The sequence below is a fragment of the uncultured Enterovirga sp. genome (genome assembly GCF_964242715.1).
GTDB lineage: Bacteria > Pseudomonadota > Alphaproteobacteria > Rhizobiales > Beijerinckiaceae > Enterovirga.
In genome coordinates this window covers 10,320-23,651 of sequence record NZ_CAXTAZ010000046.1, presented here as the reverse complement: position 1 = coordinate 23,651, position 13,332 = coordinate 10,320, and the positions used below count along the sequence as shown (strand labels likewise).

Below are 13,332 nucleotides of genomic sequence, written 5' to 3'. Positions count from 1 at the left end.
GGGCGGCTTGGTGCCCGAATCAGGCCTTGACGATGGTCGGGCCGGAAAGGCCGGCCCGCGCCATCGCGTTGCGGGTGTCGACGACGAGCCGCGCCGCCCCGGCGAGCGCGGGGTAGTCGATGGCATCGTGGTCGGTCGCGATCACGACCGCGTCGAAGCGGGCGATCGTGTCCGGCGCGAGGTCGACCGAGCGGCGGCCCGACAGGGCGGCGTGCTCGCGGGTCGGCGGGATCACCGGCACCCAGGGGTCGTGATACGCGGTCCGGGCCCCGCGCGCCTCGATCAGCTCGATGAGGCGGAAGGCCGGACTCTCGCGCGTATCGTCGACATTGCGCTTATAGGCGAGCCCGAGGATCAGGATGTCGGCGTCGCGCAGGCCGCGTCCAGCCTGCCGGTCGAGCGCACCCGCGAGCCGGTCGACCACGAAGGCCGGCATGGCGGTGTTGATTTCGCCCGCGAGCTCGATGAAGCGGGTCGCGACGTCGAATTCGCGCGCCTTCCAGGTGAGGTAGAAGGGGTCGATCGGGATGCAATGGCCGCCGAGCCCGGGGCCGGGCTGGAAGGGCATGAAGCCGAAGGGTTTCGTCGCCGCCGCCTCGATCACCTCCCAGACGTCGATCCCCATCGCGTCGTAGACGAGCTTCAGCTCGTTCACGAGCGCGATGTTGACAGCCCGGAAGATGTTCTCGGTGAGCTTCACGGCTTCCGCCGTCCCAGGGGTCGAGACCGGCACCACCCGCACCACGAAGGACCCGTAGAGCGCGATCGCGAGCCGCTGGGCAGCCGGGCCGTCGCCGCTCACCACCTTCGGGATCGCGGCTGTCGAATGGGTCGTGTTGCCGGGATCCTCGCGCTCCGGCGAATAGGCGAGGGCGAAGTCCTGGCCCGAGCGCAGGCCGGCCCGCTCCAGGATCGGCCGCAGAACCTCGAGCGTCGTGCCCGGATAGGTTGTCGATTCCAGGACGACCAGCTGCCCGGGCCGGAGCGTGGCGGCAATCGCCTCGGCGGTCCGCTCGACATAGGTCAAGTCCGGCTCGCGGTGGCGCCCGAGCGGCGTCGGGACGCAGATGAGGAGGGCGTCGCATTCGCCAAGCCGTCCGAAATCGGCGCTTGCCTCGAAGCGGCCCGTCGCCACCATGGCGGCGACCGCGGAATCCGGGACCTGGCGGATATAGGAGCGCCCCCCGTTCAGGCTCTCGACCTTTGCCGGGTCTATGTCGAAGCCGATCACCGGAAAGCCGGCCGTGCCGATCGCGGCGACGAGCGGCAGCCCGACATAGCCGAGGCCCAGGATTCCGATCCGGGCCGTGCGGCTGTCGATCCGTTCGAGGAGCCCGTCGAGGGCAGCGGGAAGAGGGGTCGCATTCGGCGCGACCAGGGCTGCATCCATGACGCTTGTCCGGCACCGGACCAGCCCAATGCCTGCGGGCGGTTTAGGCAACGGTCTCCCGGCGATCAAGCGGCGGGGTTGAGGAGGCGCGTCTGGCGGGCTACGCCAGTCGCATGGGAGACGGCGCGGTCCTGGTCACCGGCGGGACGGGATTCGTCGGCAGGCGGGTCGTCGAGGACCTGCTCGCGCGCGGCCGGCAGGTGACGGTCGCGGTCCGGGGGACGTCTCTCCCGCCGGAGCCCCGGCCCGGCCTGCGCCACGTCGTCGTCGGCGAGATCGGGCGGGAGACGGTCTGGGACGAAGCGCTCGCCGGGATTTCGGCGGTCGTCCATCTAGCCGCCCATGTCCATGTCGCCCCGGAACGAGCCGGGGCCGAAGTCGAGATCTTCGACGAGGTGAACCGGCGGGGCTCGCTCCGCCTGTTCGAGGCTGCCACGGCCCGCGGAGTCGGCTCCTTCATCCAGATGAGCAGCATCACGGTGCTGGGCGGCGAGAGCCCGCCCGACGCGTCCTTCGACGACCGGACGCCGCCTCGTCCGGAGACACCCTACGGCCGGTCGAAGCTCGCGGCCGAGCAGGACCTGCGGAATGCGGCGGAGGACGACCGCTGCCCGACCCTGCTGACGATCCTCCGCCCGCCGCTGATCGCGGGGCCCGGCGTCGGCGGCAATCTCGGGCGGCTCGCCCGCCTCGCGGCTCTGCCGCTTCCCCTCCCGCTCGGCGGCATTCGCAACCAGCGCACGCTCCTGTCGCTCGACAACCTCGTCGCCGCCATCGCCCTCGTGCTCGACCGGCCCGCCTCCGGCACCTTCGTCCTCGGCGATGCAGAGCCGCTCTCGACGAGTGCCATCCTGCGCCGGCTGCGCGAGGGGGCGGGGCAGCGCGCCCCGCTGCTGCCGCTGCCGGTCGGGCTCGTCCGCAACATCGCCGTGAGGCTCGGTCGGGAGGGCATGGCCCGGCGGCTGTTCGACGACCTCGCCGTGGATTCGCGCGGCTTCCGCGAGCGTTTCGGGTTCCGGGATGTCGTCGATACGGCAACCTCGCTCCGGGCGGTCGGAGCCGCGGTGCGTGCGCGGCGCTGAGGCTGCCCGGACGCCGCGCCTTCTGATAGTCAGGGCCGCAGGCCGGGCCGGCACGAGGCCGCTCGCCCGCAGGGACGCGCTGTGAATTATCGCCGGCTGATCATCGGGGCCCATGACGTCGCCATGACGGCGGTGGCGCTCCTCGTCAGCTTCTATCTGCGCTGGGGCTCGCCCGAATTCTGGCTCCGCTTCGACAGCATCCTGCTCGTCTGCGCGGCCGCGATGCCGCTCGCGCTCATCGCCTATTACCTGTTCCGGCTGCCGCGCTCGCCCTGGCGCTTCGTGTCCATCGCCGATCTCGGGCGGATCGCGGCCGCCGCCGCCGTGCCGGCCGTGTTCCTGGTCGTGGTGGATTTCCTGGCCCGCGGCGAGGTGATCGTGCCCCGCACGGTTCCGGTGATCTACTGGCTCGTGCAGATCGCGCTCCTGGCTGGGCCACGGGTCCTCTACCGCAGTTATCGCAGCCGGCGGCGCGACCGCCGGGCCCTTCGGGGCGCCTATCGCATCCCTGTCCTGATTGCGGGGGCAGGCGACGAGGCCGACCAGCTCATCCGCCGCCTCCGCTCGGATGCCGTAAGTTCGCTCGACCCGGTCGCGCTCCTCACGGTGAAGCCGCGCTATCTCGGCGAGCGCATCCACGGCGTGCCGATCATGGGCCGCCTCACCGAACTCGAGGAGGTGATGCGGCAGCTCGAGATCCGGCGCATCAAGCCGCGCCGCCTCGTCATCCTGCGCGAGGTGCTGGAGGCCGGGGCAGGCGTCGACGATCTCCTCGGCACGGCGCGCCGGCTCGGCCTCCCGACCGTCCGGGTCTCGCAATCGATGACCCAGATCGGCCAGCAGGGAAGCCCCGTGAAGCTCGCGCCGGTCTCGATCGACGACCTTCTCGGGCGCTCCGCGCGCGAGATGGATCTCGGTCCTGTCCGCGCGCTCGTCGGAGGTCGCAGCGTCGCCGTGACGGGAGCGGGCGGCTCGATCGGCTCGGAACTCTGCCGGCAGGTGGCGGAGATGGGCCCTTCACGGCTCATGCTCCTCGACCATTCGGAGCTGGCGCTGTGGGGCATCGCCCGCGAGCTGAAGAGCCGAGATCCCGAGATGGACGTGGTGCAGCATCTCGGCAGCGTCTGCGACGCGGCCGATCTCGGCCTCGCCTTCTCGCGCTTCCGGCCGGACATCGTCTTCCACGCGGCGGCGCTCAAACATGTCGATATCGTCGAGGCCCATCCGGTCGCGGCGGCAGCGACGAACACGCTCGGCACGCTCGAAGTGGCCCGGACTGCGCAGGCGGTCGGGGCCGCCTGCGCAGTCTTTATCTCGACGGACAAGGCCGTCGATCCCGTCTCGGTCCTCGGCGCGACCAAGCGGGCGGGCGAGCTCATCTTCGCCGATGCCGACCGGCGATCCAGGGCGGCCGGTCAGCCGACCCGCTTCCTGAATGTCCGCTTCGGCAACGTCCTCGGCTCATCGGGCTCGGTCATCCCGCTCTTCACCGAGCAGCTGAAGGCGGGCGGACCGATCACGGTCACGCATCCGGATGTCGAGCGCTATTTCATGACGATCCAGGAGGCGGTGCGGCTCGTCCTGATGGCGTCGGCGGATGGCATCCGGTCGCCCGACGCCTCGCCGACCTTCGTCCTCGACATGGGCCAGCCGATCCGGATCGTCGACCTCGCCCGGCGCATGATCCGCCTCGCCGGGCTCGAGCCCGACATCGATGTCGAGATCGCCTTCTCGGGGCTGCGGCCCGGCGAGCGGTTGAGCGAGGTGCTGGAGAGCGAAGGCGAGGAATTGCGCCCGACCGGCATTCCGGGTGTGCGGGCGGCCGCGCCTCGCGCCGTCGATCCGGCAGAGCTCGATGCGGGGCTCGCGCGGCTCCGGACCGCTGTCGCGGCCCATGACGGCCCGGCAGTGCTCGCCACACTCCTCACGCTCGTCCCCGAATACCGGCGCGGCGAGGGAGCGGCCGACCATGAGGCACTGCCGCCCGCGGTCGCGGCCGGCGATCGGCCCGCGGCCCGGCTCCGGATCGTGGGCGCCTGACGCAGCCTCCCGGCCGACGTCCTACGTTTTCAGCTGCGCCGCCATGCTCTGGAGCGCGTCGGCCGTGCCAACGAGGCTGGCCATCTCCTCGGCCGTGGCTTGCGCGGCCTCTTCGACCTGCTCGATCGTGTGTTCGGAGGTGATGAAGAAGCGCAGGCGCGCCAGCCGCTCCGGCACGGCCGGATGCAGGATCGGCATGACGTTGAAGCCGCGTTGCGAGAGCCGGTCGGACAATGTCGCGGCCTTGAGCGACTCGCCCACGATCACGGGCGTGATCGCGAGGCCGGCGCTCGTGCCGACATCGAGGCCATGGCGTTTCGCGGCGGCCAGGAAGGCGCCCCCATTCGCGTGCAGCTTCGTGACCCGCTCCGGCTCGCGGAGGAGGATTCCGAGCGCGGCATGGGCGGCCGCGGCCACCGGCGGGGACAGGCCGACGCTGAACACGAAGGCGCCGACGCTCGTCCGGATGAAGTCGATGAGGGGCGACGGCCCGGCGACGTAGCCGCCGGCGCCAGCGAGGGTCTTCGACAGCGTGCCCATCCAGATGTCGACGTCGCGCGGATCGATTCCGGTCTGTTCGGCAACGCCGTGGCCGCGGGCGCCGAGCACGCCGAGGCCGTGCGCGTCGTCGACCATCAGCCAGGCGCCGTGGCGCCGCTTGATCTCGATCAGCCGGGGAAGGTCGGGCCAGTCCCCGTCCATGCTGTAGAGGCCTTCGACAACGATGAGGGCGCGTCCATGCTGGTGGCGCTGCGCGTCTAGCAGGGCTTCGAGCGCGTCGAGGTCGTTATGCGGGAAGGAGCGGCGCGTCGCGCCGGAGAGCTGGGCGCCGAGCGCCACGCTGTTGTGGATCAGGTCGTCGTAGAGGACGATGTCGCGCGATCCGATGATCTGGCCGATGACGCCGACATTGGTCGCGTGGCCGCTGACCATGACGACGCAATCCTGGGCAGAGTAGAGCGAAGCCAAGGCCCTCTCGAGTTCGCCATGGATAGGCCGCTCGCCGGCCACGACCCGCGAGGCCGAGGTCGAGGTGCCGTAGCGGTCGATGGCGGCCTTCGCGGCTGCCGAGACCTCGGGATGGCCGTTCAGTCCGAGATAATCGTAGGAGGCGAAATTGGCGTAGGTGCGGTTCCCGATCCGGGTCTCGGCGCCGGCCCGCTCCTCGTGCACGCGGAAGAACGGGTTCTCGATCCCGAACATCTCCGCGAAGGAGCGCTGCGTCTGCATCTCCCGGTAGCCCGGGAGCGTGGTGAAATCCGTGGCCGAATCCGGCACGGCCGGTCGCTCCCGCAGCGGGGGCGGGGCCGCACTCTTCCGACGTGACACGCGCGCAAGCAGCGCCTGCCGCTCAGCCGCGGACAGGCGAGCGTCCTGGCCGGTGCTCAATGCATCAAGCCCTTCAGGTCCTTGCTGCGGGCCGTCACGGCCTGCGCCACCGAGGACACCGCCTCGAGATCGAGATCCACCCCCGCATGGCGGTCGTTCAGGGCCTGCGTCACCCGGATCTCTTCATCGGGATGCGCCGCCTGGACGAAGCCGATCATGTGATCGGCCAGAGCCGCGGTCGTCATCGCGGCGACCGAGCCGGTCGGCGGCGCGTCGAGCTCGAACCGGTCCTGGAGCGCGGTCGCGAGTTCGATCGCCATCAGCGAGTCGAGGCCTGTTTCGGACAGGCGCTTGTTCGGGCTCACGTCCTGTTTCGGCACCCGGAGGACGGTCGCGATCTCCTCGACGATCGCCTCCAGCACCCGCTTGCGCACGACCTCCGGCGGCTGCGACGCGATCAGCCCCTTCAGGTCCAAGCTCTGGCGCTCGGCCGCCTCGCCGACACTGCCTTCCCGGACGAGAGCCGCGAAGGTCGGCGACCCGAGCGCGGGTAGCCGGCGCGCCGCGCCCCAATCGAGCGACCCGACGGCAAGCACCGCGCGGGACGGATCGGACCCTGTCTCGGACAGCGCCTTCGCCATGAGATCGAGCGCGTCTCGGGCCGGCATCGCCCGCACCCCGACCCGCTTCGACAGAGCCTCGGCGAGACCCTTCTGGCGCGCCAGGACACCGACATCCGAGATGGCGCCCCAGGCGAGCGCAAGCCCGGGTAGACCACGTTCCCGCCGCAGGCGGGCGAGGCCTTCGAGATAGCCGTTCGCCGCCACGTAGGCGCCCTGGCCCGGATTGCCCAGAAAGGTCGTGATCGACGAGAACATCACGAAATAGTCGAGAGGCGTGTCGGCCAGGAGCCGGTCGAGCTGGATCGCGCCCTCGACCTTCGGACGAAGCACCCGCGTCAGCTGATCGGCCGTGAGATTCGCGACGAGCCCGTCGTCGAGGACCATGGCACCGTGCAGCACGCCGGCGAGGGGCGGCATGTCCGCCGCGACCTCCGTGAGGAGGCCGGAGAGCGCCTCCTCGTCCGCCACGTCGCAGGCCGCGGCACGGACCTGGACGCCGCGGGCCACGAGTTCGTCGACCAGAGCCTGGGCCTCCTCGCTTTGGGGGCCGTTCCGGCCGATGAGGACGAGGTGGCGCGCGCCCTTGTCGGCCAGCCAGCGCGCGGCCTCCAGGCCGAAGCCGCCGAATCCGCCCGTGACGAGATGCGTCCGGTCGGGGTCGAAGCGGAAGGGTTCGGAGCGGCGGTCCACGACCGGCTCCGCCGGAGGCCGGAGCAGGATCTTTCCGACATGCCCGGATTGCTGCATCAGCCGGAAGGCGTCCAGCGTCTCGTCCGCCGGGAAGACGCGGTAGGGCAGGGGCGTGAACTCGCCCGATTCGAACAGCGCCATGATCGTGCCGAAGATCTCGGAGGCGCGGTCCTGGTCGGACAGCAACTGGTCCACGTCGACGCCGAAATAGCTGAGATTGCGGCGGAACGGCCTGAGGCCGATCTGGGTGTTGGCAACATAGTCACGCTTGCCGAGCTCGATGAAGCGGCCGAACGGCGCGAGAGTGGACAGGCCGCGTTCCATCGCCTCGCCCGAGAGGCTGTTGAGGACGATATTCACTCCCTCCCGCCGGAGACGACGGATGTCGTCGGCGAAAGCTGCCGAACGCGAATTCAGGACATGCTCGACGCCGAGCGAGCGCAGGAGGTCCCGCTTCTCGGGCGAGCCCGCGGTTGCGACCACGGTTGCCCCGCGCCAGCGCGCAATCTGCAGAGCCGCGAGGCCGACGCCGCCCGCCGCGCCGTGGATCAGGACCCACTCGCCGGCCTTGAGGCGCCCCAACGTCACGAGCCCGTAATAGGCCGTCAGGAAGGCCACCGGGATTCCGGCTGCCGCTTCCGTGCTCCAGCCCGAGGGGACCGGGGCGACCACGCTCTGGGAGATGGAGACCCGGGTCGAAAAGGCCGAGGGCGCAAAGGCCACGACCTTTTCGCCCGGACGGAAGCGGCTCACACCGGCCCCGACGGCGCTGACCCGGCCCGCGCATTCGAGGCCGAGCGTCGCGCCCGCATAGCCGTCTTCGAGGATGTCGTCCGGCAGGAGCGACATGGCCCACATCACGTCGCGGAAGTTGAGTCCGGTCGCCTCGACCTCGATCTGGACCTCGCCCGGGCCGGGTGCGGCCGGGTCGGCAGGCTGCCAGGAGAGGCCGGCGAGCCCGCCCGCATGGCCCCTCTCGAGCTTCGCAGCCGCGGCCCGAGTGGCTCCCACGGGACGCTCGCTGCCGAGGGGCAGGACCCGCATCGCGGCCGTGCCGGCCTCGCCGATGACGATGTCGGTCTCGGTCTGCTCGACCGCCAACAGGGCCCGCAAGGCCTCGGCGGCCCTTTCGGGGGTGGCTGTCGTGCCGATGGCGACACGGCGGACGACGAGGGTCGCGTATTCATTGGCGAGGGTGCGCGAGAAGGCGAGCAGGGCGGCCGCGTTCGGGTCCGCCAAGGCGTCGCGGCCGCGATCGGCCTCCACCACGATCCAGAGCTCGTTCTTCCCGCCGGCACAGAGTTCCGCGCAGGTCTTGAGGGCGAGGCAGCCGTCGCGGAGACGCGAGACGTCGTCCTCGTCCGAGGCAGAGGCCACGAACAGCATCGTCTCGCCCGGCTGGATCGCGAGAGCCGCGGAGACCTGGTCTCGGCCGACGAGACGGACATCGTGACCATCGAGCGCGAGAAGGGCGTCTAGACGGACGGCGAGCCCGAGGCCGGCGCCTTCGCGCTCAGCCTGGATGACTATGGTGCGGCGGCCCAACTCTCCGGCCTCGACGGGCGGCACGGCCCCGACCAGGAGAACCGCATCCTCCGATCCGACCGGCAGCGACTCCGTCGCCGTGTCCGCGAACCCGGCCGCGCCCACCTCGCGCAGCCATTCCTCTCCGGATCGAAGCGGACTGAGCGGAATCGGCCCTGCGCCGGTCTCGAACCACCCCTCCCCAAGGCCCAGGACCACGTCGCGGAACAACGATGGCGAGGCCTCGAGCGCGACGAGCAGCCCATCGGGCGCCGTCACCTTGCGGATTTCGGCGAGCGTCGCGCCGGCGCGTTCGAAACGATGCAGCCCGTCCGCCGACACGACCAGATCGAAGGATCCGGACAGGCTTTCGATCGACGGAGCGAAGGCGAGATCGCTGCCGTGAACGGCCAGCTTGGCGCGTTCGACTCGGCGTGGATCGAGTTCCAGGATCGTCAGGCGGGACTGAGATTGCGTGCAGATCCGTGCCAGGGCATGCGACAGCGGGCCGTAGCCGATCTGCAGGATGCGGAGACCCTGGCCGCGAAGCGCCCCGCCGGCATCCAGCAATCGCAGCAGCATGTCCCCTGCGGCGCGCGCGGCAGCACCGCCGAGTTCCAGGCCGTCGACGATGTTCGACGGAGGAGGCGAGAGGGACGCGAGACCTTCCGAGACCGCGACCGGGCCCGTCAGACGTCCGGCGAGAAGGAGTTCGGCCGAACGCTCCGGATGTTCGGCCGCGAGCGTCCGCAGGATGGCATCCGCACGCGGCAGGCTGTCGGCCGCCGCGAGCTGCCACCCCTCTTCGGTCTCCTCGGCCAGCCCGCTGCTCTCAAGCGCGTGGAGAATATGGGCGAGCCAGGCCGCCGCACGCGCCTCGAGCCCAGCAAGCCGGTCGCGCGAAAGCTGGCCCGACGAGGCCACGCCATGTGCGGCCTCGAACCCGGCCGCCTCGGCCCAGCCCTCGAGCAGCAGATATGCGTCGCCCGCCCGGTCATCGCCTTCGGCGGTCGGAGCGACCAGGCTCCGGGCAGCGGTGAGGATCGCGTCGGCCTTGGCCGGGACCCCGGACAGCCCGAGCGAGCCAAGATCCATCGCGACCGTCTGGGTCGTGAGCGCGGTGTCGGAGAGGACCACGGGGCGGCGGACGCGGGCCGCCTGGAAACGCGCCTCGTGCAGATGTCCGATCGCCTGTCCGGCTTCGTCGAACAGCGTGAAATCGGCGACGATCGAGCCCTCGCCCGAACGCACGATCTCGATGAGGGCGCGAGCCAGGACTGCACCCGGCCGGAGCAGGCGGGTATGTCCGAACCGGACCGGGATGTAGGCCGTGCCCCGCCGCTCCGCCCCGAGATCCTGCAGCAGGACGAACAGGCCGTGGAAACAGGCGTCGAGACGGGCCGGATCGATGCCGTAGCCGGGCATCGTCTCGGACGGGATCAGGTCGACCAGCAGCGAATGCTCGCCGACCCGGGTGACCGATTTCAGCAACCGGAAGGCAGGCCCGTAGCGCAGCCCGACCGCCTCCGCGGCCCGGTAGATCCCGTCGGCCTCGACGACCTCGTCTTCCGAGACCGGGAGCGTCGCCTCGATCTCGTCGTCGGTGCCGGGGGACAGCCTCGCCGTCGCGTGCAGGTGCCAGCCGGCTCGCGAAAGGCGCGCGCGGCTCAGGATTTCGAGCGTGTTCGTGGCCGGCGAAAGGCGGACCTTCACCTCCTTCGCCCGGTCCGATTCGAGCGGGAGCGCCTGGACGATGTCGAGTTCGAGCAGGGCCGCATTGGGGCGGTCGAACCAGTCGCGCGCAGCCTTGAGCGCCATTTCGACGAAAGCCGCGCCCGGCAGGATCGCCTGGCCGCCGACCTCGTGGTCTGCCAGTTCCGGCAAGTTCAGCGTATCGAGCTGGTTCAGCCACTCGACGCCGTCGGAGCTGTTGCGACCGCCGGCCAGCCTGTGCCAGCTCGCATCGAGCGTGAAGCCGACGGCCTCCGGGGTCTCGGCCGTCCTGAGATCGCGCCGCTGCCAGGGATAGGTCGGGAGCGAGACCGGCCGCGAGGGCTCCGGGCCAAAGAGCTTCTCGAGCTCGATCGGGGCCCCGAGCGTGAAGGCCGAGAGCACGGCCGGCCGAATAGGGTCGCGCTCCTCGGGCTCGCTCCGGCGCTCGAGCACGCCGATCGCCGCGACCGGAAAGCCGCCCGATTCGAGCGTCTCGGTGATGTTGGCGAGAAGCAGGCTCCGGGGGCCGATCTCGACGAAGATGCGCGCACCGCGACGGGCCGCAGTCATCAACGCGGCCGACAGCTTCACGGGCTCGCGGACATTCCGCCACCAGTATTCCGCGCCGAGCTCCGCGCCCTCGATGAGGTCGCCCGTCACGGTGGAGATCATGTCGACCTTGGTCGACCTGGCTTTCAGGCCGGCGAGGTCTCGCATCAGCGGCTCCCGGACGGGATCGATCAGGCCGCAATGGAAGGGATAGTCGAGGTCGAGCTGGCGGAACACGATCCGGCGCTTCCGGGCGAGCACGCCGAGCGCGGCGAGCTTCTCGGTCGGGCCCGCGACCGTGAAGGTGCGGGGGGAATTCTCGGCTGCGATCTCGAGTTGTCCAACCTCGGAACAGAGGGCCTCGACCTGCTCGCGCGTCCCGACGACGACGCCCATCCGGCCCGTGTCGCGGACGATCTCCTGGCGCACGGAACGGGTGTGGATCACCCGTACGGCATCGCGAAGCGAGAGGGCGCCGGCCACAGTCGCGGCGGCGATCTCGCCGACGCTGTGTCCGAGCACCATCACGGGCTCGAGGCCTTCGGCGGAGAGGGCCCGCGAAACCCCGATCTGGGTCGCGAAGATCAAGGGCTGCGCGATGTGGGTCAGCCGGAGGCGTTGCTCGATGTCGTTGCTGAACAGGGCTTCCGTGACCGACCAGCCGAATTCGACGTCGAAGAGCGCGTCGATCTCGTCGAAGGTCTCCCGGAAACGCCGGCTCGAGTGGTAGGCGCCGCGTCCCATTCCGGGCCATTGGCTGCCGTTGCCGGAGAAGACGAAGGCGACGGGCGCGTCGACTTCCGTGACCGTTCCCCAGGTCACGTCCGCGACGTCGCCGTCCTTGTCCGCGACACGCTCCAGCTTGCGGACGAGGTCGCGCGGCGAACCCCATTGGATCACGGCCCGCTCGGACAGGAGTTCACGCCGGTGCGCGGCGGCGGCCACGATCTCGCGTGCCTCCTCGAAGCTCGCCGACGAGAGGCGCTCGCTGTAGCGCCGAGCGAGGTCGCGCACGACCGGACGGCTGGCCGCCGAGATCGCGAACAGGTCGGAGCTGCCGCCGTACCGCCTCGTTGCGGAAGGCCGCGCGACGGCGTCCGATACGACGACATGCGCGTTCGTGCCGCCGAAACCGAAGGAATTCACGCCCGCATAGCGGGGCCGGTCGCTCGCCGGCAGCGCGGTCGCGCTTGTGCAGACCGCAAGGCCAAGCTCCTCGAACGGGATCTCCGGATTCGGATCCTCGTAATGGAGGGACGGCGGCAAGGTGTCGTGCTCGAGCGCCAGCATGGCCTTCAGCACGCCCGCCAGGCCCGAGGCGGGTTCGAGATGGCCGATATTCGACTTGATCGAGCCGATCCAAAGGGGATCGGTGCGCTCACCTCCGAGGACGTCGCCGATCGTTCGGGCCTCGATCGGATCGCCGACCCGGGTGCCGGTTCCGTGCGCCTCGACGAAAGCGACCTGGGACGGCTCGATCCCGGCGCCCTTGTACACCTCGCGCAGGAGTTTCGCCTGAGAGAAGCGGGACGGCAGCGCGATGCCGTTCGTCCGGCCGTCCGAATTGACGCCCGAGGCGACGATCCGGCCATGGACATGGTCCTCGTCGCGAGCCGCCTTCGCGGCCGTCTTCAACACGAGGACGACCCCGCCTTCGGCCCGGACATAGCCGTCGGCCTTGGCGTCGAAGGTCCGGCAGAGACCCGTCGGCGACAGCATCGAGGCCTGCGAGAAGATCACGAAACCGAACGGGCTGAGAAGCAGGTTCACGCCGCCGACGATCGCGGTGTCGATGCGGCCGGACCGGAGAGCCTCCATCGCCTGATGCAGGGCGACGAGCGAGGACGAGCAAGCCGTGTCGACCGTGAAGCTCGGGCCGTGAAAATCGAACGCGTGCGAGATGCGATTCGAGACGATCGAGAGGGCGCCACCCGTGGCCGTATAGGCGTCGCCGCCGGCCATGTCGGTGTTGCGGATGTTCTGGTACTCGGTCGAGGACGCGCCGACGAACACGCCGACATCGGTGCCGGCGATCGCCGAGCGCCGGATCCCGGCATCCTCGAGCGCCTCCCAGGTCAGCTCCAGCATCAGCCGCTGCTGCGGGTCCATCTGCTCCGCTTCGCGCGGAGAGATACCGAAGACCGACGGATCGAAGCCCCAGACGTCGTCGAGCACGCCCGCCGCCCAGACATAGCTCTTGCCCGGCTCCTTCGGTCGCGGGTGCCCGTGCTTGGCGAGGGACCACCGGTCCGGCGGCACCTGCGTGACGGAGCAGCGCCCCGCGACGAGGTTGTCCCACAACGCGTCCACCGAGGAGGCGCCCGGCAGCCGACATGCCCTCCCCACGACAGCGACATCGCGCGATGGTTCTACATTCCGCACCCAGACAGCT

General features: G+C 70.4%; 5 protein-coding genes. 2 read left to right on the top strand and 3 right to left on the bottom strand.

All coding sequences use genetic code 11. From position 1 onward, the window contains the following. Positions 1–19: 19 nt before the first annotated feature. A complete protein-coding gene (locus ACFE87_RS19230; RefSeq protein ID WP_375461268.1) occupies positions 20–1,390 on the bottom strand; it encodes a nucleotide sugar dehydrogenase in 1,371 nt (456 codons plus the stop codon). Positions 1,391–1,503: 113 nt separating this feature from the next. Between ACFE87_RS19230 and ACFE87_RS19225 the strand changes: the two genes are divergently transcribed. Both ACFE87_RS19225 and ACFE87_RS19220 read left to right on the top strand, forming a co-directional pair. After that, positions 1,504–2,472: an NAD-dependent epimerase/dehydratase family protein gene (locus tag ACFE87_RS19225; protein WP_375461267.1), complete on the top strand. Its 969-nt coding sequence runs from the start codon at positions 1,504–1,506 to the stop codon at positions 2,470–2,472. Between the two features lie 81 nt (positions 2,473–2,553). Then, on the top strand, positions 2,554–4,512 hold the full coding sequence (locus ACFE87_RS19220) for a polysaccharide biosynthesis protein (protein ID WP_375461266.1): 1,959 nt from the start codon (positions 2,554–2,556) through the stop codon (positions 4,510–4,512). A gap of 21 nt (positions 4,513–4,533) precedes the next feature. Here ACFE87_RS19220 and ACFE87_RS19215 read toward each other — a convergent pair whose 3' ends face one another. Both ACFE87_RS19215 and ACFE87_RS19210 read right to left on the bottom strand, forming a co-directional pair. Continuing rightward, on the bottom strand, positions 4,534–5,790 hold the full coding sequence (locus tag ACFE87_RS19215; RefSeq protein ID WP_375461265.1) for an aminotransferase class I/II-fold pyridoxal phosphate-dependent enzyme: 1,257 nt from the start codon (positions 5,788–5,790) through the stop codon (positions 4,534–4,536). A gap of 107 nt (positions 5,791–5,897) precedes the next feature. Further along, the gene (locus ACFE87_RS19210; protein WP_375461264.1) at positions 5,898–13,322 is read right to left on the bottom strand and encodes an SDR family NAD(P)-dependent oxidoreductase; all 7,425 of its coding nucleotides are present in this window, start codon (positions 13,320–13,322) and stop codon (positions 5,898–5,900) included. Positions 13,323–13,332: the final 10 nt, after the last annotated feature.